This is a genomic window from Bifidobacterium aesculapii, from assembly GCF_001417815.1.
GTDB classification, from domain to species: Bacteria; Actinomycetota; Actinomycetes; order Actinomycetales; family Bifidobacteriaceae; genus Bifidobacterium; species Bifidobacterium aesculapii.
Map to the genome: position 1 here is coordinate 1 of NZ_BCFK01000021.1, position 24,395 is coordinate 24,395.

13 protein-coding genes are annotated in these 24,395 nt (G+C 64.8%); 6 read left to right on the plus strand and 7 right to left on the minus strand.

The features are described from left to right. Nucleotides 1–97: 97 nt before the first annotated feature. Complete coding sequence (locus BFAL_RS10580) at nucleotides 98–253, minus strand: HipA N-terminal domain-containing protein (RefSeq protein WP_082440295.1); 156 nt, start codon at nucleotides 251–253, stop codon at nucleotides 98–100. Nucleotides 254–1,658: 1,405 nt separating this feature from the next. After that, a complete protein-coding gene (locus BFAL_RS02435) occupies nucleotides 1,659–2,906 on the minus strand; it encodes an ATP-binding protein (protein ID WP_055426852.1) in 1,248 nt (415 codons plus the stop codon). 600 nt (nucleotides 2,907–3,506) lie between these two features. Between BFAL_RS02435 and BFAL_RS02440 the strand changes: the two genes are divergently transcribed. The 3 genes from BFAL_RS02440 (at nucleotide 3,507) to BFAL_RS02450 (ending at nucleotide 15,321) form a co-directional block, all read left to right on the plus strand. Next, entirely contained in the window at nucleotides 3,507–12,935 is a 9,429-nt protein-coding gene (locus BFAL_RS02440; protein ID WP_082440309.1) for a type I polyketide synthase, read from the plus strand. 101 nt (nucleotides 12,936–13,036) lie between these two features. Beyond that, complete coding sequence (locus tag BFAL_RS02445; protein WP_082440297.1) at nucleotides 13,037–14,149, plus strand: acyltransferase family protein; 1,113 nt, start codon at nucleotides 13,037–13,039, stop codon at nucleotides 14,147–14,149. Between the two features lie 32 nt (nucleotides 14,150–14,181). Continuing rightward, nucleotides 14,182–15,321, plus strand: a complete 1,140-nt coding sequence (locus tag BFAL_RS02450) for an InlB B-repeat-containing protein (RefSeq protein ID WP_055426855.1) — start codon at nucleotides 14,182–14,184, stop codon at nucleotides 15,319–15,321. 121 nt (nucleotides 15,322–15,442) lie between these two features. Here BFAL_RS02450 and BFAL_RS02455 read toward each other — a convergent pair whose 3' ends face one another. After that, a complete protein-coding gene (locus BFAL_RS02455) occupies nucleotides 15,443–15,877 on the minus strand; it encodes a hypothetical protein (protein ID WP_055426856.1) in 435 nt (144 codons plus the stop codon). 205 nt (nucleotides 15,878–16,082) lie between these two features. After that, complete coding sequence (locus BFAL_RS02460; protein ID WP_055426857.1) at nucleotides 16,083–16,631, minus strand: arsenate reductase/protein-tyrosine-phosphatase family protein; 549 nt, start codon at nucleotides 16,629–16,631, stop codon at nucleotides 16,083–16,085. A 137-nt stretch (nucleotides 16,632–16,768) separates the two neighbouring features. On the opposite strand from BFAL_RS02460, the gene BFAL_RS02465 reads away from it, so the two are divergent. Continuing rightward, entirely contained in the window at nucleotides 16,769–17,860 is a 1,092-nt protein-coding gene (locus BFAL_RS02465) for an LCP family protein (protein WP_082440300.1), read from the plus strand. A gap of 119 nt (nucleotides 17,861–17,979) precedes the next feature. Beyond that, complete coding sequence (locus BFAL_RS02470; RefSeq protein WP_055426858.1) at nucleotides 17,980–19,920, plus strand: DUF4012 domain-containing protein; 1,941 nt, start codon at nucleotides 17,980–17,982, stop codon at nucleotides 19,918–19,920. Between the two features lie 64 nt (nucleotides 19,921–19,984). Here the strand turns inward: BFAL_RS02470 and BFAL_RS02475 are convergent, their stop codons facing one another. Further along, nucleotides 19,985–20,359: a hypothetical protein gene (locus tag BFAL_RS02475; RefSeq protein ID WP_152973495.1), complete on the minus strand. Its 375-nt coding sequence runs from the start codon at nucleotides 20,357–20,359 to the stop codon at nucleotides 19,985–19,987. Nucleotides 20,360–20,582: 223 nt separating this feature from the next. Between BFAL_RS02475 and BFAL_RS02480 the strand changes: the two genes are divergently transcribed. Next, nucleotides 20,583–21,143 carry a hypothetical protein gene (locus BFAL_RS02480; RefSeq protein ID WP_055426860.1) on the plus strand — a complete coding sequence of 187 codons (561 nt, stop codon included), beginning with the start codon at nucleotides 20,583–20,585 and terminating at the stop codon, nucleotides 21,141–21,143. A 467-nt stretch (nucleotides 21,144–21,610) separates the two neighbouring features. On the opposite strand, the gene BFAL_RS02485 is transcribed toward BFAL_RS02480, so the two are convergent. After that, nucleotides 21,611–22,609, minus strand: a complete 999-nt coding sequence (locus tag BFAL_RS02485) for an aggregation-promoting factor C-terminal-like domain-containing protein (protein WP_055426861.1) — start codon at nucleotides 22,607–22,609, stop codon at nucleotides 21,611–21,613. Between the two features lie 128 nt (nucleotides 22,610–22,737). Then, nucleotides 22,738–24,378, minus strand: a complete 1,641-nt coding sequence (locus BFAL_RS02490; RefSeq protein WP_055426862.1) for an FIVAR domain-containing protein — start codon at nucleotides 24,376–24,378, stop codon at nucleotides 22,738–22,740. Between the last annotated feature and the right edge of the window lie 17 nt (nucleotides 24,379–24,395).

Below are 24,395 nucleotides of genomic sequence, written 5' to 3' on the forward strand. Positions count from 1 at the left end.
TCGTTATCTCAGTTACGTGACTGAGATAAGAGACAGGCACAAGCTCATTTGCAATGATGGTTGTCTGTATGGCTTATTTGTGGAGGTGATGGTGACGTCATGGCGCGCTCGGCCTGAATGGCATGGACAGTGAAAGCGTGGTCGTGTCGGAATTGTCTGGATCATAGGTGAATGTGTGTCTGCCGGTCGGTTCCTCGCGCAGCACGCCGATGTGGCGTCCATTGAGCAGAACGTCAAGCGCTTTGATCTTCATGGTCGGTTCCGTTTCCTGTGGTCGTGGTCGTTGTTGCCGGCGTGGCGTTCGTCAGTTTCCGCAAGGCGGCGAAATAGGTGTCCGTCGGGAAGCCTGCGAGAGTTTGCAGCTGTTCCTCCATTTTGGATATCTCATCGGAAGACGGAGATGGGACGTGTGCCGTGGGATGAAGCGCGTTTCGCCTGTCTGGCGCATCGGTTGGATGCGCTTCATGTGTGGTGGCGTGGTGTCGCCGACGTTGAATCCGGGGATGTGAACTTCTTCCACAACGATTTCGACGAGCGGCTCGGCAAGGCCCTGTTCTCCGGGCATCCGTCGCGCATCGACGACGTGAGCACGCCGGATGTCACCAGTGCCGGCGACCTGCCGAAACGATGGGTCATCGGCGGCAACGGCGTCAGAAGCCTGATCAAAGGTGGGCGTACCAGCAGGGAGCCGGACAACGATCGCATCGCCTACCGGCTCGCCGGGCTGTCGGCATCGACCACATCGAATACCGCATCGACCGTGCGCAGGTGTTCGCGATCGCGTGTACCGCAGTGCGCGGCATCTGCAAAACGTGAATCCGACATGCCGAATCAGTGTGTAAAACGTGAATCAAATATGCCAAAGCAGGGTGAAAAACGTGAATCGGCATGCACTATATGTCGATATATGCGCTCGCATGGCTTGACCCGGCCAAAGCCTGAGGCCGTATGGGCCGTCGTAAGGTGGAACTGCTCCGGCAAGCGCGGCCGCTTGTGTGGAGCAGTGATGCTCCACACAAGGAGTTGGGAAATGTGTGTGGAGCGCCGGTGTTCCACACATCGATTTCGAGCCGGTGTTCGCGGCTTGTGTGGAGCGATATTGCTCCACACTCGTGCCGGAATCCCCATATGCGTCTTGTGTGGAGAGGCCGCTCTCCACACTTTCGTTCCTCGTCTTCCATGCGCATTGTGTGGAGCAATAACGCTCCACACAACCCTCAGTGAATCCCTCGCGAGTCTCGTGTGGAGCATCTCTGCTCCACACTCCAAAACCCGACCCTCATGTGGAGCGCTGAATCGCAGCTGAACGGGCGCTTGACGGCATGGTACAGGATAGGCGAGTCTGTCTCCGCATGGTGAGACATTCTGGGATTTGCCCGGTTCCAGTCGCACGGCGGCTGGGGGGAGCATCCCCTCTGTGCGCGCCGCCGCCGGAAACGCCGCCGACAGGTCGGCGCGCGATGCCGTTCCGTCGCGGCATCGACGCGTCAGGCGGAGAGGGCGCCATGACGCCGCATAGCGATATCGCGATGTAGGCACGAACGGGGACCATCGAATTGTGAGGGGCGGCATCGAGTTATGGGGGTCATTCCTGCAACAAACGACGACTTTGACCCCTACGGCTGGGCTGGAGTGGTTCCGAACCGTCTCTAGCCAGATCATGGTTCGAGATCGCCGTCTTCGGCCAGAAACTCCATCAGGTTCAGATGGCGTACGCCATCGCGCTGCTCGGGCAGCGGATCGAGCGTGAACAAGTATCGTGGATAATTGTCGCGGATATACCGGAACGGACGGTATTCGCGTTCCTCCACGTTGGGGTCGGCGATGGTCTGCGAAACCTGAATGTACCAGTACGTGTTGTTCTTGCGGGCGATGAAGTCGCATTCGAGCTTGCCGATGCTGCCGACGCTCACAGCGTAGCCTTTCGCGCGCAAGTGCTTGTAGAGAATGTTCTCCAGCGCTGGCCCGTAGCTGATTTGGGCGTTGGTGTTGCGTGCGGTGTAGATGCCGGTGTCGGCGAGGTAGAACTTGTCGCCGCCGCGCAGCATCCGACGCGACTTGAGATCGAACCGGGGGCATCGGTACATGATCTTCGCGTCCTCCAGCAGACGGATGTACTTTGACAGCGTTTCGCGTTTGGTGTGGATGTTCTCGGCGTGGAGCAGGTATTTGCCGATGTTGCTGATGTTGGTGGGGGCAGCGTAGTTATTGATGAAATACGATTGCACGCGGTCGAACAGCGCCACGTCCTTCACTTTGCGGCGGGTGCGTATGTCTTTGTCGAAGATCTGGGACACCACGTCGCGGATGTAAAGGTCTCGGGCGCGAACGTCGGGAATGCTCAGTGAGCGGGGGAATCCTCCATAGGTCAGATAGTCGCGGAACAGCATGGGGACGTTGTCGGCAGGCAAGCCGAAGAACCCTCGCATTCCCAGATACTCGGCGAAGGAGAGCGTGAACATCTCCACTTCGATATACCGTCCCGTCAGTTTGGTCGCCAGATCGCCGGACAGCAGATAGGAGTTGGAGCCGGTCAGGAAGATCGACGTGCCGCCGTCTTCTCGTATGGCGTTGATCAGGGGTTCGAAATCCTTGACGTTCTGCACCTCGTCGATGAGTAGATAGCGTAGGCCTGACTGTGGTTTCGACGTCTTGATAGCGGCTTCCAGCTGGTCTGGGGTGGTGACGTTGCGGTATTCGCTCCGATCGAGGTTGAGGTAGATGATGTTCCCGTCGGGCACGCCGCGCTCACGGAGCTCGTCCATGACCGACAACAACAGACATGATTTGCCGCAGCGACGGATGCCGGTCACCACTTTGATGAGGTCGTCCGCGTCGTAGAAGGGGCGCAACTGGTCGAGGTAATGCTCTCGTCGGTATGGTTCGGACGCGTTGGATGAGTTCATGCGTGCTCCTTGGTTCATGGCGTTTCTTTGCGTGACAATAGGTGCATCGAGGCGAAAATGACAGGTTATGGGGGTCATTCTTGCAAAAAATGACGACTTTGCCCCCTACGACTGGGCTGGACGGTGTTGCGTGCGGCGGTTTCGCTGGGGGCTTTCCTCTCGGATCAGAGCGCGACGGTGTTCGTGTTCGTGTTCGTGTTCGCGACCGCGACCGTGTTCACTACAGTGCGCGGCGGCTGCAAGCCGTGAATCGAACATGCCGAATGGGTGTGTAAAACGTGAATCTGAGTGCGCAAATGGCGTGCTTCACCGTTATGTGCGGAGCAGTGGTGCTCCACACAAGGGGCTGAGCGATGCTGTGTAGAGCGCCGAATCGCGGCTGAACGAATGCTGAACGGCATGGTACAGTGACACGTGGGACTACCTCCGCATGGTGAGACACTATGAAGTTTGTCTGTCTCGCATTCGTGCGGGGGGGGGGGGTCTAAGTGCAAAGATCCCCCGCGAGCTGTTGGGAACGGGGAGAAGAAGTCCAACAGAAGAAAAAGAACAATGCTGCAAATGCCGTACGAAAAGCAACATGTCGCAAGCCCTACGCTGATGAAGCGTCTGCGGAACACCCGTGAGGAGGATTACGATCGCATCAGGTACGCGCTGATGTTTGCCGGTCAAGGAGGATCGGCATGGAAATCCGCACTCCGGGAGGCCTGTGCGGATACGACCGTCGCGGCCTTCGTCGAGGGGCTGGAATCGGATGCGCGCCGGGTACTGTCGCCCATCGCCGCCGAACTGCTGTCAAGCGCGCCGGATCAGGGCATCGCCTCCGACCTCGATCCCGCGGTCAGTGTGCCCGGTATCGTCCGCGCACAAGCCGCGCTCCTCGTCTACTTCGACACCGCCACCGAGCCGTTGTTCGCCGATCATCGGCCGGATGCGATCATCGGTCATTCACAGGGTGTGATCGCCGCCCGGCTGGCCGAGGCATACCTCGACCATGATCAGGACCGTGCCGCCCGCTACTATGCGCTCGCGCGCATCATCGGCGCCGCCGCCTCCCTGCGCGTGCGCGCGCTCGGCATCGTCTCCACAGGCGAGCGCACCCCCATGCTCTCCGTCACCGGTCCGCGCGTCCAGGAGAGCATGGACCTCGCCGCGCGGATACTCGGGCATGAGGCCGCACCGGCCGTCGTCAACGCCTACGATCATGTGGTCTTCTCCGGCATGCCGGTCGAACTCGCGCGTCTGGCGGACGGCATCGCGCATGAGGCGGACCATGCGGCGGCGAACGCGAAACGATTCGGCGGCACGCCCGTCACGCCGGTGACCGAATTCCTCGCCGTGGAAGCGCCGTTCCATTCCGCGCTCATGGCACCCGCCGTGGAGCAGGCCGTCGCATGGGCGGTCCGTTGCGGATTCGACGAGAACGAGTCGCGCTCCATCGCCGAGCACGTGCTCACCAAGACCGAGCGGTGGAACGAGCGCATCACGCACGCCCTCGACGAGGGCATCCGCTGGTTCGTGGACCTCGGCCCCGGCAGCGTGCTCGGCGACCTGACCGACAAGCTGCTGGCCGGTTCCGGAGCGGGCATCATCCCCACAGGCGGTACCAAGGCATGTGACGCCGTAGGTCTGCCCGACTATGACCGCAAGCCCAACGACGACTGGTCCGCGTATGCGCCGAAACTCATCACCCTGCCGGATGGCCGTACCGTGCTCGACACCGCGTTCACCCGTCTGACCGGACGCTCCGCCATCATGCTCGGCGGCATGACGCCCACCACCGTGGACCCGGCGATCGTGGCCGCGGCCGTCAACGCCGGCCACTGGGCGGAACTCGCCGGAGGCGGTCAGGTCAGCAAGAAGATCTTCTTCGGCAACGTGACCCGAATGCACGATATGCTCAAGCCCGGCATGGCCGCGCAGTTCAACACGATGCTGCTCAACCCCACGCTGTGGAAGCTGCACTTCGGCTCCCAGGACATAGCCGGCAAGGCCCGTCGCGCCGGCGCCCCGCTCGACGGCGTCACGTTGTCCGCCGGACTGCCTGAGCCGGACAAGGCGGGCGCACTGTTCGACAAACTGCACGCCGACGGCTTCGTCTACATATCTCTCAAGGTCGGTTCGGTCAACCAGATCCGTCAGGCCGTGGCCATCGCCAAGGACCACCCGGAGACGACGCTCATCCTGCAGGTGGAGGACGGCCGCGGCGGCGGCCACCACTCCTGGGAAAGCCTCGACCACATGCTGCTCGCCCAGTATGCGAGCATCCGCCGCATGCACAACCTCGTGCTTGCCGTCGGCGGAGGCTTCGGCACGCCCGGCAAGGCCGCGCGCTACATCACCGGCGCATGGTCCGCCCGCTACGGCCTGCGCCCCATGCCGGTGGACGCCGTGTTCGTCGGCACCGTGGCCATGACGTGCAAGGAGGCGCTCACCAACCCGGATGTCAAACGTGCGTTGGTGAAGGCGAACGGTACGCCTGAGCGTGAGCAGAACGGCGATGATACCGCCGACGGTTGGATTCGCCGCAACACCGCACGCGGTGGCGTCGCCTCGGGCGTGAGCTCCCTGCACGCCGACCTGTACGAACTGGACAACGCGGCCGCACGCTGCAACCGTCTGCTCGACGAGGTCGGCGCGGCGAAGGACGTCGAGAAGGAGGTCGAGGCGCGCCGCGAGGAGATCATCGCCGCGCTCGCCGCCACCGCCAAACCGTACTTCGGCGACGTGACGCATATGACCTATGCCGCATGGCTGCGCCGGTACGTGGAACTCGGCCACCCGTGGGCGGACGATTCGTGGAGCGAACGTTTCGCGCGCATGGTCGAACGGTGCGAGCAGCGTTTCACCGCACGGGACCACGGCACGTTCACGCCGCTCATCGACGCCGCCGAGGCGGTCGACGATCCGTCCGCCGCCATCGAACAGCTGGAACGGGAGTATCCGCTCACCGCGGCCGCCACCGTGAGTGAAACCGACGCCGCATGGTTCGTGGCACTCTGCGCCGGCGAAGGCAAGCCGGTGCCGTTCGTGCCCGTCATCGACGGGCAGGTGGCGGGCTGGTGGGGACGTGACGCCATGTGGCAGTCGCAGGATCCGCGCTACACCGCCGATCAGGTGCTCGCATTGCCCGGACCGGTCTCCGTGGCGCACGTCGATCATATGAACGAGCCCGTCGCCGACCTGCTCGGCCGTTTCGAGCAGGGGTGCGTGGACGAGCTCGTGGCGCATGGCGTTCAGCCGACGCCTGCGGTGGCCCGTCGCGCCGACGCCCGCACCGGCAGACCGGCGGCGAGCAAGGAACGGTTCATCCGTTCCTCGGCGCTCATCTCACGCCGTGAACACCTCACCCTCAACACGGGAGCCGACCACAGGGAACTGGACGGGCACATCATCTACGAGGCCGTGCCCGACAAGCCGGACACGTGGCAGATCGTCACCCATCTGGACAACACGTATTGGGATTCGCACGACAAGACGGAAGGCGCCTACGCGGTGCGTGAGATCTCCGTGCCGCTGACGTTCCCGGACGGCGCGGCCGACGGCGCCTACCCGGTGGCCGACGACGTGCTGCTCGACGACGACCTGCTCAAACAGCTCAAGGGCATGGCGGGTGTGGGAACGCGCGACATCTGCGGCAACCCCATCTACGATCTGCCGAAGGCGGTACAGTCCTCGCGCTCGCCGTTCGGCGAATTCCACATGCGGCTGCACCTCGACGCATTGCTCGGAGCCAAGCACCTCGCCGTCACGTCAGGCAGGCTCCCGGAGCCGCTCGACCCCGCTTCGGCCGTGCCGGACGCGCTCATGTGCATGCTGTGGCCGCTGCTCTACACCGGCGAATCCTCCGGCGTGACCGATGGCGTCTCCTGGCTGGAATCACTGCAAGCCACCATCCATCTGAGCCATGAGATCAGGTTCCCGCAGGACGGCACCGTGGAGACGCTGATGGAGCGGTACCACGTCAAGGCCGAACGTGGCGAATCGCCGTGCCTTGATGCGGTGGGCTGGGCGGATCCGGCCATCGAATCGGTGAACGGACGCGTCATCGTCGCCCATATCGAACTGCGTCTGCATGACGACGCCGACCCGGCCGGAAGCGATGCGGGCGAGCCGGTGGCCGAACTCGTGGAACGGTTCATCATCCCCGCGCGCGTCTACTCGGACGACCCCGCGCCCATCGCCGAACCATACGGCGGCGTACTGGCCGAGGAACACGAGAAGCCCGTCAAGACCGCGCGCCGTCTGCTGCGCCGCGTGCGCATCACCGCGCCGACCGACATGATGGCCTTCGAACAGGTCTCCGGCGACTACAATCCGCTGCACGTCTCGCGGGTCAGCTCGAAGATGTCCGGCTACGACGAGCCCATCGTCAACGGCATGTGGCTGTCCGCCGCCGCGCAGCAGGTCGTCTCGGCCCTCAACACGCTTGACGACACCCGCTACCGCATCCAGGGATGGACCTACTCCATGTTCGCCCCGGTGCCGCTCGGCGCCGCCGTCGACGTGACCGTGGAACGCGCCGGGCGTGCCTCGGACGGGCGCACCCTGCTCGACGTGCAGTGCAAGGTGGGCGACCTCACCGTGGCGCGCGCCCGCGCCATCGCCGTCGCTCCCGTGACCGCCTACGTGTTCCCCGGCCAAGGTTCCCAGCGCAAGGGCATGGGCCTGGCCGACCTCTCCCGTTCCGTCGCCGCACGCGAGGTGTGGGAGCGCGCCGACCGCCACACGCGTGCCAAGTACGGGTTCTCGATCCTGTCCATCGTGCGCGACAATCCCGCGTCCATCGTGGTGCGGGGCGTGGAATACAAGCACCCGGACGGCGTGCTGTTCCTCTCCCAGTTCACGCAGGTGGCGCTCACCGTGCTCGGATTCGCCCAGTTCGCCAAATTCGACGCGGAAGGCGTGACGGACAAGTCCACCGCCTATATCGCCGGCCATTCGCTTGGCGAATACACGGCCCTCTCCGTGGTGGGCGGTGCGTTCCCGCTGGAAACCGTCATCGACATGGTCTACCAGCGCGGCAACACCATGTACGAGCTCGTGGACCGTGACGAGGATGGCCGTTCCGATTACGGCATGGGCGCGCTTCGCCCCATCCAGTTCGGCGTGGGCGACGATCAGGTCGACGCCTACGTGAACGAGGTCTCCGCCCGTTGCGGCGAGTTCCTGCAGATCGTCAACTACAACGTGCCCGGCTCGCAGTACGCGGTGGTCGGCACGCTGCGCGGCCTCAAGTTCCTCAAGGAGGACAGCGAGAAGCGCGCCGAGGAATACGGCGGCAAACCGTCGTACATGCCGATTCCCGGCATCGACGTGCCTTTCCACTCCCGCAAGATGCGCCCCGGTGTGCCGAAGTACCGTGAACGGCTTGAGGAACTCATTCCGGAGACGGACGACCTTCGTGGCCTTACCGGGCACTACATCCCCAACCTCGTGGCGCGCCCGTTCGCATTGACCCGCGAATTCGCCGAGGCCATCCTCGAGGTCGCGCCTTCCGAAAAGGTCAGGGAGGCGCTCGCCACCGAGGAATCATGGCAGTGGTGGCAGGACCACCCCCAGCAGCTCTCGCGCATGCTGTTCATCGAACTGCTCGCCTGGCAGTTCGCCTCGCCGGTGCGGTGGATCGAAACGCAGCGCCTGCTGTTCACGCCCAAGTCTCGTGGCGGACTCGGCATCGACCGGTTCGTGGAGGTGGGTCTCGCGGCAGCGCCCGTGCTCGCCAACATGGCCGTCAAGACGCTGCGCGAACCCGAGTTCATGGACGCGCACGTGCAGGTGCTCAACGCGGAACGTGATAGCGACCGCGCGCTCGGCAACGACACCGACCCAGCGCCCGGCGTGATGGAGTTCGACGCCGAGGACGCGGCGGAGACGGCCGAGACGGCCGAAACCGCAGCGGTGAAGTCCGCCCCCGCGACCGCCGCCACGGTGAATGTCACGGCCACGGCCGAGGCGGCTCCGGCTCCGGCTCCGGCTCCGGCCGGCCCGGTCGCCGATCTGCCGTTCACCGCGGTGGACGCCGTCCAGACGCTGCTCGCCATGGAGAACAAGATCCGCCCCGACCAGATCGGCAAGGCGGACACGTTGGAGACGCTCACCAACGGCGTCTCCTCCAAGCGCAACCAGCAGCTCGTGGACATCGCCTCCGAGATCGAAGTGCCTTCGCTGGAAGGCGCGGCGGAAGCCACGATGGACAAGCTCTCCGGCATGGTGAAGGCCGCCGCCGGCGGCTACAAGCCGTTCGGCTCCGTAATCGACGACGCCGTGAAGACGCGCATGCACGAACTGTTCGGCAGGGCGCGCGTGGCGCAGTCCCACGTGGGCGAACGCCTTCAGGAACATTGGAACCTCGGTGCCGGATGGGCGCACTGGGTATTGGTCGAGCTGCTGCTCGGCACGCGTGAAGGCGCGTCCCTGCGCGGCGACGACCTGCTCACCCTGCCCACGGCTACGGTGGCCACCGCCGCCGAAGCCGACCAGCTCATCGACGCGGCCGTCGAGTCCGTCGCCGCCGCGCACCACATCGCCGTCGCGCCGGTGGCCACCGCCGCGGCGGGCGGCGGCGTGGTCGACTCGGCCGCGTTGGACGCCTATGAGGCGAAGGTCACCGGTCCGGACGGCGTGCTCGCCGCCACCGCGCGCGACGTGCTGCACCGTCTCGGACTCGATGCTCCCGCAGCCGAACCGGACGATACCGAAGCCGAAGCGAATGCGAAGGTCGTCGCATTGGTCGAACAGGAGCTCGGCTCGGATTGGGCGAAGAGCGTCGCCCCGAAGTTCGACGCGGACAAGGCCGTGCTGTTCGACGACCGCTGGGCCTCCGCCCGCGAAGACCTCGCCCGCCTGTACACGGACGGCGAACTCGGCGAGGACCCGCTGTTCGGCGGTGAGCCGCAGTTCATCGGCTTGGGGGAGACCATCGCCGGGCAGGCCGAATGGTGGGCCGCCAAGTGCGAGCGTGAGGGCAGGGAATCCCTCGTCGCCCGCTACCGTGCCATCGCCGCCGACGCCCGTGCAGACGACGCGTCCATCGCCGAGCGCCTGCCGTACGACGGCAAGGTCGCGCTCATCACCGGCGCCACGCCGCGTTCGATTGCCGGCGCCGTCACCGCGCGCTTCCTCACCGGCGGTGCCACCGTGATCATCACCGCCTCCCACATCGACTGGAAGCGCCTCCAATTCGCGCGCGACACCTACCGCAGGCACGCCTCCGGGCATGCCGCGCTGTGGCTCGTGCCGGCGAACCTCTCCGCATACTCCGACGTGGACGCGCTCATCGCATGGGTGACCACCGAGCAGAAGCGCAGCGTCGGCGCGGAAAGCATCCTGCTCAAGCCTGCGCTCATGCCCGACTTCTTCATCCCGTTCGCCGCACCGCACGTCTCCGGCACGCTCGACCAGGCCGGACCGGCGGCCGAACGTCAGATGAGACTGCTGCTGTGGAGCTTGGAACGCGGCATCGCCGACCTCGCCCACGCGCGCGAGGACGTGGACGTGGCGCACCGGACCATGGTCGTGCTGCCGGGTTCCGGCAACCGCGGCGTGTTCGGCGGCGACGGCGCGTACGGCGAAGCCAAGAACGCATTCGACGCCATCGAACGCAAGTGGAAGAGCGAACCCGGCTGGCACGACCGCATCCTGCTCGCGCAGCCCACCATCGGCTGGGTGCGCGGCACCGGCCTCATGGCGCAGAACGATCCGCTCGTCGCCGCCGTGGAGGCCAAGGGCGTGCGCACCTACTCCACCGGCGAAATCGCCGACGAACTCATGAAGCTCGTCACGCCGGAATCCATCGAAGCCGCCATGCACGCGCCCATTCACGCCAATCTCACCGGCGGCGTGGGCGAAGTGGATGTCGATCTCGCCGAGGTCGGCAGCCAGTTCATCGCCGACTTCCGCAAGCAGCAGGAGGAGGAGCGCAAGCGCAAGGCCGCGCAAGCGGCGCACACGCCCGTCGAGACCGTGCGCGAGCTGCAGGCGCTGCCGATGCCGCCCACCGCGCAGGCCGCGGGATTGGACGCATCGCGTGAAATCGCCGCCGCCGAACAGTGGGGCGACGTCCATACCGGTCTCGACGACATGGCCGTGATCGTCGGCACCGGACTCATCGGACCATGGGGTTCCGGCCGTACCGCCGCGGAGGCCGAACTCGGCATCCACTATGACGGCACCGCCGACATGACCACCAACGGCGTCATCGAACTCGCCTGGTCCATGGGACTCATCACCTGGCAGGACAAGCCCCGCCCCGGCTGGCTGGACGCCAAGACCGGCGATCTGCTTGACGAAACGGGCGTCTACGACCGCTTCCACGAGGAGGTCGTGGCCCGCTGTGGCGTGCGCGAGCTCGAAAACGACGGGGAAGTGGACCCGGACGGCGACGAGATCCTGCCCGACGTCTACCTCAACGAGGACGTGTCCTTCAACGTGCCCGACCGCGCACAGGCCGAAGCGTACCTGCGCATCGACCCGGAGAACACGCGCATCGAGCCGAGTGGGGAGACCGGCGAATGGACGGTGACCCGCAAGGCGGGCTCCCAGGTGCGCGTGCCGCGACGCAAGGCGCTGCTGCGCCACGTGGGCGCGCAGATCCCCAAGGGATTCGACCCCGCCAAGTGGGGGCTTCCCTCGTCCATGCTGGAAAGCCTCGACCAGGTCTCCCTGTGGAGCCTGTTCACCGCGGTGGACGCGTTCCTCGCCTCCGGTTTCACGCCGGCGGAGATCCTCGAAAGCATCCACCCGGCCGATTTCGCGTCCACGCAGAGCACCGGCATCGGCGGCGCCCGCTCCTCCATGGAGATGTTCCAAGAGTATCTGGGCAACCAGAACGTCTCGCCGGACCTGTTCGCGGAAGTCATGCCGAACATCATCGGCGGCCATGTCATGCAGTCCTACCTCGGCGGCTACGGCGAGATCAACACGCCGATCGGCGCCTGCGCCACGGCGGCCGTCAGCATGGAGGAGGGCATCGACAAGATCCTGCTCCACAAGGCCGATTTCGTGGTCACCGGAGGCTCCGACGACATCTCGCGGGGTTCCGTGTTCGGCTTCGGCAACATGAACGCCACCGCCGACGACGCGATGCTCCACAAGGAGGGCGTGGCCACACGGTTCATGTCCCGCCCGGACGACCGCCGCCGTGCCGGCTTCATCGAATCGCAGGGAGGCGGCACCGTGCTCGTCGCACGCGCCTCGCTCGCGTTGAAGCTCGGCCTGCCTGTGCTCGGCGTGGTCGGCTACGCCCGCACCTTCGCGGACGGCGCGCACGCCTCCATCCCCGCACCGGGCATGGGCGCGCTCGCCGCGGGCCGCGGCGGCAGGGACTCCGCGCTGGTCCGCCAGCTCGCGGGGCTCGGCCTCACCGCGGACGACATCACCGTGGTGTGCAAGCACGACACCTCCACGAACGCGAACGACGCGAACGAATCGGAGATTCACCGTCGTCTGGCGCACGCCATCGGACGCACCCCCGGCAACCCGCTGTTCGTGTTCTCCCCGAAGGCGCTCACCGGACACGCGAAGGGCGGCTCCTTCGTGTTCCAGACCTCGGATGTCATGCACATGTTCCGCTCCGGCAAGGTGCCCGCCAACATGTCGCTCGACTGCGTCGACCCGGCCATGCGTCAGGACGACGAGCTCGTCTGGGTGCGCAATACGCCGCTTGACCTGGGTGCCGCGGGCATTCCGGTCAAATCGGTGATCGCCACGTCGCTGGGCTTCGGGCACGTCTCCTCCGTGGTGGTGTTCGTCAACCCGCTCGCCTTCGAGGCGGCGGTGCTCGCATCCGGTGCGACGCCGGAAGAGGGACGTGCGGCGCTCGAAGCATGGCTGCGCCGTTCGACCGCCCGGCTGGTGGCGGGCGCTCGGCGTCTCGACGCCGGCATGCACGGCCATGCGTCGCTGTACGAGCCGATCGCCACGCGTCACTTCCGTGAGGACGGCGACGAGGACGTGCACGAGACCGAGGCGGCGATGCTGCTCGATGCGGATGCGCGTCTTGGCGCGGATGGGTACTATCACCGCTGATCAGCGGTCGTGGCGATCTGCGATGGCGTGGGAACCCGCTGTGGTGGAGGGGTTCCACGCCGTCGCCTCCTGGATGCACATAGACATGAGGGCGAGGCGTTATGAAGCCGACATCGATGCAATGGTGGGAGCACCGCCATCGGGGAGGGAGACGTGAACCATACCCCGGTGAGGACACCGCGAACCTGCGTGCGGTGCTCATCATGCTCGTCATGCTGTACCACAGCACCATCATCTATACGGAGCCGGGATTCGCCTATCATACGACGAGACAACTCGTGCAGCCGGGGTCGTTGCCGTCCGTGGTGCTGGGCGTGCTCTCGCTGGTGCTGTTCACCCCGATGATGGCGCTGTTCTTCGCGCTTTCCGGATACAGCTTCGTGTACACGCTGCGCAAATCCACGAATTATTGGGTGCTGTTGCAGAAGAAATTCTGGAGGCTGCTCGTACCGTTGCTGTTCGTCGGGCTGTGCTGGATGCTCCCCATCAAGCTTGCGGTGGGGCATCCACAGTATCGAGGAAGGCCGGTATGGGAACTGCTGGCGCGCATATTCGTCACGGGTGACCTGTCCGGGCACCTGTGGTTCGTCGCCGTGCTGTTCATGATGTTCGCCGTGTTCGGGATCCCCTACCAGCTGTTCGGTCTGACGCGCAAGGCCGATGTCGCGATGATGGGATTGGCCGCCGCGTTGGTGGTGGTGCTGTATCCCTTCCGTGACGGCACCTACCTGATGAACAAATTCTATGTATGCTACTTGTTCTTCGTGCTGGGCCTCATATTCCATCGATTCAAGTCGTCCGTGCTGGCTGGGCTGCACGACAGGCGTTGGTGGGTCGGGATCGGTATGGCCGTGGTCGGCTTGGTGCTGGTCGCACTATCTGACGCCATGCCGCATGTGGTCCATGTGTTCGCGTTGAACCTGCTGTGCATGCCGTTCCCGATGCTGCTGTTCCGCATGATCCCGAAACGCAGCAACCGGTTCTTCGTTCTCATCGGCGACAACTCGATGCGCCTGTACCTGCTGCACAGTCCATTGCTGTACTTCTCCTTCACCTATTGGCCCGACATCGATCCGTGGCTGATGACCGGCATCAATTTCTTCGGATGTGGAGCGGTGGCGTTGTTGCTCGGACTTGCATTGGCGAAAGCGCATCTCGGCGTGCTGCTGGGAGAACGGGACTTCCACGCACGGCCGGTCATCGGGGAGGCGTGATGCACAGACTCTCGGAATGGGAATATGGGAGTATGGGGAACGGGTTGAGACGTCTCATCGTCGTGGTGCTGACCGTATGCGTCTCCTGCCTGCCGCTCGGTGCGGTCGTCGCCTCGGCCGCCGAAGCCGATGCCGATGCCAGGCCGGTCGACGTGTTCATAGGCGACAGCAGCGCAACGAACTATTCGCCGGATACCAGCGACGCCCAACGCTGGACGCGCCTGTTCGCTGATGCCGACGGTGCTATGGAGCTCAGTGTCGCCATCAGTGGCACCGGATATCTGGTCAGGGGGAATAACGGCAAAGGCAAGACCTACGGCGAACAGCTGGACACGGTGCTCGGCATCATGAAATCACGTCACCTGACGCATGACCGTGTCCGACGTGTCTTCCTCGTCGGCGGCGGCAATGATTTCCAACTGGAGAAAACCCCGTATTTCAGTGAGCATCTCACGGCAGCCGCCAACAATGTAGCCACACGCATTGAGCAGGAGTTCCCCGATGCCCAGCATCTGTACATTCCCGAGATGGCGCCGGCGACGAAGCGAATGCTCGCCGCATATGGACGGGTCAAACCGTATATGCCGGCCTTTTTCGCTCTCGCCTACATGCATGGGTTCCAATATGACAAGAACTGGTACCAATGGCTTGCCGATCCGTATGCCAACGGGTATGCGGTCGCGGATGATACGCATCTGAGCGCCAAAGGGCACAACGAGGCCGCACATTGGGCCGTCGGATGGGTGAATTCGCTGGACGGGCCGAAAGTGGCCGGCACCGTGCCCGAATGGGACGGATCCGCCGGACCGGTCATGCGGTTCCAGTCCCACGGCGGGTGGGGGAGCGTCCCTTCGATACACGCCGCCGCCGGCACCGGCATCACCCTGCCGCGAAGCGGCATGACCAATGAAGGCCACGAACTCGTCGCGTGGAATACGAAGGCGGACGGCACCGGCACGGCCTATCGTCCCGGCGACGTCATCACCATGCCGGCACGGTCCGTCATGCTGTACGCGCAATGGAAGACCCTGCCGGCATCGGAGCGGCGGCGGGACACGATGGGATGGCGGGTGCTGTACATCAGCGCGGCGGTGCTCGTCATTCTCGTGCTGACGCTCGCGTCCGTGCTCGTCGTCACCAGCCATGCCGGTGGCCGGCGGAGGCACGGCTGATGACGACGTGGATTTCGCGCTGCGGCTCCTCTACCATGCCACGTCCGTGCATTGCCTGGACGCGGCATGTCGCCGCGGCCGTTCTTTCGGATCCGTCAGGGCCGGTCGGCCCGGCGGCCCGTCAGGCCGCCTTCTTGCGGCCGCGGCGCTTCATCGTGCCGGCGACGGCGGTGGAGGCGTCGAAGACGGCGGCCTTGTCGTCCGGGTAGAACGCACCGGTGACCTGCTGGTAGGCGACCTCGCCCTCCGGCGCCTCGGGCAGCGTGAAGAACGCGCCGATCGCGGCGAGCGGGGCGTTCTCGCGCACGCTCACGGACGTGGTCTGCCTGCCTTCAGGCTTGCTGAACTTCACCGCATTGTCCGCCTTGGCGGTGGTGGGGACGACCGCGATCTGCCGCGTCTTCTCGTTGATGAGCACCTTCACGTACGCCGGGAAGCCCAGCACCTCGGCGGTGGCCTTGTTGAAGCGCACCACATCACCGGTGACGGTCATCACGATCTTGCCGACCGGCTTGGCCAATTTGACTTCCTCGAATCCCTGCAGAACGGATGCCATAACAGTCTCCTTGAGTATGCGTTGACTATGCGAATTACACGCTAATAATCACAATGAATTATCCAACAATCATTGTAGCGCAATATCTCAGGCGATTGGCATATGTTAATGCACGTGGCAAACGTGAATAATCTGCACGATATTCCCGATTATCGCGCCATGATTCGAGACCAATTCGTTAAACCAATCCGGTCGTGAATGTGCCTTATTCCAGTGCGGCGGCAAGGCGCTTGAACAGGCGCACGATCGTGTTGTGCGCCTCCACGAACGCGGGCATGCCGCGGCCCTGCGGATCGGCCACATCCTCGGGCTCCGGCAGCTGCGGGCGCAGCAGGCCCGCGTTGGCGATGACCGAATCGATGCGTTCGGCGAACGTGCCGCCCTCGATCCAGCCCTCCCGCTTCGACGCCTCACACAGGTTCACGAAATCGGTGATCAGGAATGTGCGGCGTGCGGCAAGCGGCGACTCGACCACGATGTCGCCGCGCTGGCGCCCCTCGAAGCACAGGATGAGATCCGCGTCCGAAGCGATCTGCGGCGTGATGCGGCGCGAACGGAACGCCTTGATCGCCGTCTCGTCGATATGGTCGCGTCGCATCAGTTCCACCGCGTCGTGCGACATCGCATGATCATGCAGGCCGCGCGTTCCCGCGGAGGCGAACGTCAGCGACATGTCGGTAAAGAAGTGCGGTGCGAGCATCTCGGCCATCGCGGACCGCGAGGTGTTGCCGGTACAAACGAACAGAATATGCATGGATGATCCCCCTGGCTGGTTTTCCGCGAACCCATCGTAGACGGCGAGAGGACGCGCGGCAAACGATGCCATCTCACGGGCGGAGGGGGACGGCGGAGTGTATAGTGCCGACCAACAGGCGACGGATGGGGGTTGACATGTCGCGTCACGCTGCAAGCCGGAAAACAAACCGGGAGCGCAAGGGAACAAGAGGACTCATCATTGCGGCCGCCGCGGGATTGGTTCTCATGCTCGTCGTCATGCCGGTCGTCGCGGTCGCCATGTTCGTCAACGACCTCAACCGCAGCATCGCCGTGGACGACGACGTGCGGCAGGCCCTGCGCTCCAGCGCCGCGAACACCCCGTCCACCACCGCCGACAGCGCGTTCTACACGCTGCTCATCGGCAGCGACCGGCGCTCCGACGGCGAGAACGGACGCTCCGACAGCCTCATTCTCGCCCGGATCGACCCGGACGCGCGGCGCGTCGACCTCGTCTCCATCCCGCGTGACATGCAGGTGAGGATAGACAAGATCGCCGGCGTGCAGAAGATCAACGCCGCCTACTCATTCGGCGGTGCGACGCTCGCCATCACCACCGTCTCCGAATTCGCCGGCGTGCCCATCAGCCATTACGCCGAAGTCGATTTCAGCCAGCTCACCGGACTCGTCGACAAACTCGGCGGCATCACCGTGGACGTACCGGAATCGTTCTCCGGCGGCAACGGCGGCGTCTCCCTCAAGGCCGGACGTCAGACGCTCAACGGCACTCAGGCGCTCGGATTCGCGCGTGAACGCTACAAGGTGCAGGGCGGCGACTTCTCGCGCGCGCAGGCGCAGCGCATCGTGCTCACCGCGCTCATCGAGAAGATCGCCCAACAACCCGTCACCGCGCTGCCTGGACTCATCAGGGAGTTCGCGGGCGGCATCGCCACAGACATGTCAGTGCAGACGATCACACAGTATGCGATGACGATGCGCAAGGGCGCGATCACCGTGGACACCGCCGGATGCCCCTCCTACGCGTTCAATCAGGACGGCGTCAGTTATGTGGGCGTCGAATACAAGGAATGGCAGGACATGATGCGCCGCGTCGACGCCGGGCTCGGGCCGCATGGCACGGGGAGCATTCCTGCGCGGCAGAAGCGCAACACGAAGCTCGGCGCTGCTGCGAACGCCGCCTCGCCCAAGGACTACGAGACGCTCAAGAACCAGTCTCTTAATTCGGACAGCGTCATCGGCGACCAGTGACAGGCGGACTCGCCGCCCGGCGATGGTCCGGTCGGTCTCGTCGCGCGTCGGCTTTCGCGGGAAAAGAGAGGAAATGGTATTTCCGGTTACGTGGGGAAGGTTCACGTTACAGTGGCAACGTGACTGAAATCGAGGAACTGACCACCGACACGATACCCACGTCGCGCACGGGCTCGGGCGACGCGCATTCAAGGGAGCGCGGAGGACGCGGCGATGATGGTTACTCCGGTGGCGACGGCCATCATCACGACAGCAGCTACCGTCGCCATCGCGAGAAGCGCATGCTACGCGACGCGTGGCTCGTGCTCGTCGCCGTGGTGCTGTCCGCCGTCATCCTCGTAGGTGTGTACGTCGCCGTCTCCGCGGCGCTCGTCGCGCGCGAGCTCCGCAGCGCCGCTGCGACGGTCAGTGACATACGCGATTTCGATGTGACCGAAGACGGTGCAGTCGCGAAACTCGACGCCACGGCGCGTGATTTCCGCCAGCACGTGAACGCCGCATACCTGCACACGTCCAATCCGGTGTGGGCGGCGCTCGCGCACGTGCCGCGCTACGGCGGCGACGTGCAGGCGATCCGGAGCACCGTTGGCGCGCTGCACACGCTCGCCAACGACGCGCTGCCGCTCATGGCCGACGCGGCGAACGACATCAACCCGGACGCCATCAGCATGGCCGACGGCACCATCAGCGTGCCCGGCCTCGACACCGCCGTGCCCAAACTCGCGAAAGCGAACGCCGCTGTGCTGCGTGCGAACAACGAGATGCAGTCCACCGACGGCGCGACGCTCGGCATGCTGCAACGGCAGCTCGAACCGGTGAAGGAGCAGTTCCTCACCCTCGCCTCCACGAGCGACGGCATGGCGCGCGCCGCGCGGCTCCTGCCGTCCATGCTCGGCACCAATGGCGACGGGGCTCCGCGCAACTACCTGCTGCTCGCGCAGAACAACGCGGAGATCCGCGCCACCGGCGGCATCGCCGGATCGTTGGGATTGCTGACCGTGACCGGAGGTCATGTCGAGATGCACGATTTCGTGCCGGCGGCCGGATTCGAGAAGCTCGACCAACCGGTCGTGCAGCTCACCGACAATGAGAACACGATATACGGGGAACGGCTCGGCGAGTTCATGCAGGACGTGAACTTCACGCCCGATTTCGCGCGGGCCGGCCAGATCGCCACCGCCATGTGGGGGGCGAAATACGGCGACCACGTGGACGGCGTGATCGCCATCGACCCCGTGTTCCTGCAGCAGGTGCTCGCCGTGACCGGATCGGTCACGGTGACGCAGGGGGGCTATACGGCGACGCTGGACGGCGGCAACACGGCCTCCGTGCTGTTGAACGAGGTGTACCACCAGCTGCAAGGCAACGACGATCAGGACGCGTTCTTCTCGAACGCCTCCAAAACCGCGTTCGACAAGATCCTCCACTCGTCCGGCGCCGATCCCGTGAAGCTCGGCAAGGCCGTCATGAACGCCGCGAAGGGCGGCCACTTCTACGTGTGGAGCGCGAACGCGGACGAGCAGAAACTGCTCGCCGGCACCACGGTGGGCGGCACGCTCGTCACCAAGGATTCCGGCGCGTATCTCGGCATCGGCGGCGCGGCGCCGCAACAGGTGATCGGCGTGTACTACAACGACTCGATGGCCTCCAAAATGGACTGGTACCTCGACCGCAAGGTGGAGGACAAGCTCGTCGAGACCTATGCGGACGGCAGCGAGAAGCACGAGGTGACCATCACCATGCGCAACACGCTCGACGCCTCGCAGGTCGATTCACTGCCCGGGTATGTGGTCGGCACGTTGGAGAACGGCGCCGTGAAGGGCAACGTGCAGTTCATCAACTACCTGTACGCGCCGGCCGGCGGCGGCATCCCCGACTATGCGGCCGGGCCGAACGGCGAGAAGGGCGACGTGTACGCCCTGCACGACGGGCTCACCGTGATCGCCAAGCAGATCAGTCTTGCGCCGGGGGAGACGTATCAGGTGAAGGCGACCGTGGTCACCGCGCCCCATGCGGTGGGCGGGAAGACCGTGGTGCGCGAGACCGCGCACGCACGGTAGATGGCGCCACGCACGGACGTGTACGCGTAAATGCCCGAATAGTGAGATGGCTTTGCTGGGACGTCTACTGCAGGGCCTGCAGTCCGATCATTGCGGCCGCGCCTCCCATGCAGACGATGATGAGCAGCACCATGTCCAATCGGAACAGGAACCGTTCCCTGCGGTGGCGGCGCTTGATGCGCTCGATGTGCTCCTTGTTCAGGCGGTGCCCATGATGGCGGCGCTCAGCCTTCTCCTCCACGGCGATCACCGGCACCTCCTTGTCGACGGCGTTCATGTCGATGACCTGCTGCTGCGCATGCTTCTGGTCGTGCGACGATTCGACCTCAGGCTCTTCCTGCGGCTTGTCCGTCGACTCCTCCCGCGGCATGCGGCTCAGTCGATTCCTCTCCGACTGCGGTGGTCGGTTCGGCTGCAGTGCCTGCTCTCTCTCAGCCATCCTTGTATCTCCCCGATGCGGCATGATTATCGATTTCGGGCCAAATCATAGGCCTGACGGACACCATGTTACCCCGTTGTTAACCTCGGTCCCTACCGTTTCGTCACCCCCGGTGCTAGGCTGTACCGCAGAGGGAAGAGAGTGAAGATTCCTTCTCCGCCGCAAATTGAAGTGCATTATGCGTCGTGTGCAAAGGGGATTTGCACACCGGAAGGATAGAGAGATGAAGAAGATTTCCGCCGTTATGGCCGCCGTCGCGGCCCTGCTGTTCTCCGTGTTCGCGTTCGCCCCGACTGCCATGGCCGCCCCGTACTCCGCGACCATCACCCCGGGCACCTCCGAGGGTTCCGCCACCATCACCGTGACGATTGACGAGGCCACCGCCGAGGCGTACCCGTACGTCGCCATCCAGTACGATGACACTCAGGTCTCTGAGGTGACCCCGGTCGCTCTGAAGACCACCACGTGGTACAAGGTCACCGACACGTTCGAGAAGAACGGTTCCAACTGGGAGAAGACCTTCAAGGTCAAGACCCTGAACTGCAAGGATGCCGTCGTCACCGTCCTCGGCGCCAAGGCTGCCAATGGCGCCGGTGCGGAGGAAATCGGTAAGCAGACCGTGAGCTTCGCCAACACCTGCCCGGCCGGTCAGGGCGGCTCCAGCACCGGTGCCAGCACCACCGCGAAGACCGGTGTCACTGTGCTCCCGTACGCTGTGGCCGTCGTGCTGATGGCCGCCGCCGGCGCCGCCATGTTCGCCGTCCGCAAGAACAGCACCCGCTGAAATCGCGCTGGCCGGTTCAGGGCGTACACGCTGAATGACCGGTGATTCAAGCCCCCGACCGTAAGGCCGGGGGCTTTTCGTTTCCTTTCGTATAATGCGATAAGGGAAACCGTCGGATGGCCGGAAAGGCCTGACGGGGAAGGACGCATGCAGGCCATCAAACAAGGATTCGTCATGCGCGATGGGCGGGTCAGACCGTCATCATCGCGACCGGTGAGGCGTCGAAGTCATTCCAAGGCATGATCCGCATGAACGCCATCGGCACGCCATCGTGCGTGTACTGCGCCTGTCCGGCTGGAAAGGGCTCCACCGCGAGCCCTTTCCGAGACCGGCTGATTCGGTGCCCTCTACAGGCGTTTTCTTCGCCGACGCAAACGGCCATTCCCAGATCGTAATGAGAGTGGGGGTGCGGTTCAGGATTGAACCGCACCCCCACTCTCATTACGCCGCTCGGGCGTGCTGACGGATCAGTAGCTGTGATGCGACTGCCAGTAGGTGTAGGCGCCGGTGATGCCGCCGTAGCGACCGTTGCAGTAGCTCACGAACCACTTGAACTGGGTCTGGTAGTTATCCGCCCAGTCGGCGCCGGCGGAGGCCATCTTCGAGCCGGGCAGCGCCTGCGGCAGACCGTAGGCACCGGAGGAGGCGTTCGTGGCGTGCGGGTTCCAGCCGGACTCGTGGTTGATGATGTACACGGCGGCCGTGAAGTCCGCTTCGCTGTAGCCGTTATCGATGAGCCAGTCATGCGCCCACGACTGCATCTCCGAAGCCGGCACCGTGGTGCCGAGCGAGTTGGAGGAGGACGAACCCGACGAGGAGCCGGACGACGAACCGGTGCCGACGAGCACGATGCGGTCGGTCGGAGCCTCTTTCACGTAGGAGGCGAACACGTTCGACGAAACGACCTTGCCGCCCGCACGGGTGACGAGGCTCGTGGTCTCCATCGTGCCGGCCTTGCCTTCCTGCTGGACCTTCTCCTGACCCTTCGGCAGCGCCTCGGTCTCCTTCTTCACCGTGTTGAACGCGATTTCGCTGTCGCTGGTCTCCAACGTGGCGCCCGCACGTTCGATGGTGATGACCGTGGACTCGGTGACCTTCGTGTCAAGCGAAGGGGAGACCGCGTCATCCGGGTCGAGCACGATGTCGCCCGCCTCGAGCACGGACTTCACGTCGGTGAAATCGTCACCCAGCACGGTGCGTGACTTGCCGTTGATCTTGACGGTCACATAGGAGGTGTTGCCGTTGAGATCACCACGCGCGCCGCCACGGGAGACACCGAGGGCGTTGCTGTCGGTGGCGGAGAATTCGGTGACCGCGGCATGCTCGTTCGACTGCTGGTAGAAGTTCCTCGACACGATGCCGGCACCCGCAAGCATGCCCACCGTCGCGACGATGGCCGCGACACGCGCCCACTGGCGCTTGCTCAGGGATTTGAGGGTGGGCGTCTTCTTGCGATGATTCGCCATAATGCTCCTTAGATTTCGTTGTGCCGCCCGTTCTATTGGATGCGCACGCGGCACTCACTAATCCACCAGTGTAGATGGCGTGTTGAACATTGCGTGAACGGGTCGGCGACCGGTGACGCTCTCCGGCGTCACTCGACCTCGTCCTGGGTGGAATTGCCGCCGCCGTTGTTGTTGCCGCTGCCGGCACCGGTCTGGTTGCCGCTGCCGGTGTTGCCGCTTTCCTGACTGCCGTTGCCGTTGTTGGTCTGTCCGCCATTGTTGGTCTGGCCGCCGGTGTTGCCACCGTTGTTGGTCTGGCCGGTGTTGTCGCCGGTCTGGTTGCCGGTGTTGCCGGTCTGGTTGCCGGTGTTGCCGTAATACGGGTTGCCGGTGTTGCCGTAGTACTGGTAGGTGTTGCCGTTGCCGTAATACCGGTAGGTGCTCTGCGTGTAGGCGTTCATCGAATCGTTGACCGCCGTGGATGCGTTCTGCAGGTCGGTCTGCGCCTGCGTGAGGTCGGCCAGCTTCGGGTCGGTCGCCTTGAGTAGCGCGTCCGCTTTGTCGACGGCCGCCTGCAGGGTCTGGCGCGTCGCGTCGTCCGCCACCGCGCCCTCGCTGTTCGTCAGCAGGGTCTTCGCGTCCGCCACGGCCTGTTTCAGCGTTTTCTTCGCGGCGTCGGTATCCGCCTTGGTCTTCTTCGCCTGACTATCGGTCACGGCCTTCACCGCAGCGGTGAGCGTCTTCGTGTCGGATCTGATTGTGCTGGCGAGCTGTGCGTTCTGCTTCGCGTTCGCGTTGAGCTGCGCGACCGGCAGCGTGGCCGTGCAGGCGTGCGTCGCATCCGTGGATTCGACGTCGTCGACGGCGTTCGTGAGCTTCGCCAGCGTCGAGGAGTCGGCGAGCTGGTCCGCCGGAATCTTCTGCGTGGTCTGTGCCTTCTCCAGTTCGGACGCCAACGCGTCGTTCGCCTTCGTCGCATCGTTCGCCGCGCTCTTGCATGCGGCGACCGCGGCGTTCAGCTGGGACTCGCGCTCCGTGCGCTGGAAGTAGCCGAACGCGGTCACGCCGGCCACGGCGGCGATCACCGCTATGGCGCCGACGCCGATGAGCAGCTTCTTGCGCGGGGAGATCGGCGGTTCCGCAGCCGCCTCGGCCGCTTCACCCGTGCCATCCCCGCCACCTGACGGCGGTTCGATACGGTCGCTCGTCCCCTCGATGATGCCGCGCAGGCCGGAGCCCTCCTGCGACGCGTCGGCGACCGCGCCCAACGCGTCCGGAGCGATGACGGTCGTCTCCTGCTGCGCGAACGCCGCATCCGCCGCCGCACGCGACGAGCCCGCACCCACCGGGGGCAGCACCGTCGTCTCCGACGTGGCCGTGGCCTGCGGGGCCGGCACCGGCGACTGTGCTAGCGGCGACGAGAACGTCGGATGATCGGCCTCCCACGCCTCGACACCGTGCCCGGGCTTGTTCACCGGCTCGCCGGACGAGGTGGAACGCGGCGCGGAAGCGGCGCCTGCCCCCTGCACGGGAATCGCGTCTGCCGCGGGAACAGTGCCGTCAGCCGGTGTGGCATCCGTCGCGTCGTCGCCCGTGCCGTCCACCTCCGGGAACGACAACGCCCCCGTCCGCGCCTGAGACACATCCGCATCATCGATCGACGGGAACGTGAGCGCGGGAATGTCCCAGTCGCCTTCGTCCCCCGCACTCAGCAACGATGCCGGCGACTCGCCGAAAATCGGCTCGTCCGGCTGTTGCTTGGTGCCATCCTCCACATGCTTGTCCGCCATATGCTCCTACACCCCCA

Bases quoted from the DNA above. Each gene is read 5' to 3' on its own strand.
- BFAL_RS10580 (WP_082440295.1), bottom strand. From the start codon at position 253: ATGAAGATCAAAGCGCTTGACGTTCTGCTCAATGGACGCCACATCGGC.
- BFAL_RS02435 (WP_055426852.1), bottom strand. From the start codon at position 2,906: ATGAACTCATCCAACGCGTCCGAACCATACCGACGAGAGCATTACCTC.
- BFAL_RS02440 (WP_082440309.1), top strand. From the start codon at position 3,507: ATGAAGCGTCTGCGGAACACCCGTGAGGAGGATTACGATCGCATCAGG.
- BFAL_RS02445 (WP_082440297.1), top strand. From the start codon at position 13,037: ATGAAGCCGACATCGATGCAATGGTGGGAGCACCGCCATCGGGGAGGG.
- BFAL_RS02450 (WP_055426855.1), top strand. From the start codon at position 14,182: ATGGGGAACGGGTTGAGACGTCTCATCGTCGTGGTGCTGACCGTATGC.
- BFAL_RS02455 (WP_055426856.1), bottom strand. From the start codon at position 15,877: ATGGCATCCGTTCTGCAGGGATTCGAGGAAGTCAAATTGGCCAAGCCG.
- BFAL_RS02460 (WP_055426857.1), bottom strand. From the start codon at position 16,631: ATGCATATTCTGTTCGTTTGTACCGGCAACACCTCGCGGTCCGCGATG.
- BFAL_RS02465 (WP_082440300.1), top strand. From the start codon at position 16,769: ATGTCGCGTCACGCTGCAAGCCGGAAAACAAACCGGGAGCGCAAGGGA.
- BFAL_RS02475 (WP_152973495.1), bottom strand. From the start codon at position 20,359: ATGGCTGAGAGAGAGCAGGCACTGCAGCCGAACCGACCACCGCAGTCG.
- BFAL_RS02480 (WP_055426860.1), top strand. From the start codon at position 20,583: ATGAAGAAGATTTCCGCCGTTATGGCCGCCGTCGCGGCCCTGCTGTTC.
- BFAL_RS02485 (WP_055426861.1), bottom strand. From the start codon at position 22,609: ATGGCGAATCATCGCAAGAAGACGCCCACCCTCAAATCCCTGAGCAAG.
- BFAL_RS02490 (WP_055426862.1), bottom strand. From the start codon at position 24,378: ATGGCGGACAAGCATGTGGAGGATGGCACCAAGCAACAGCCGGACGAG.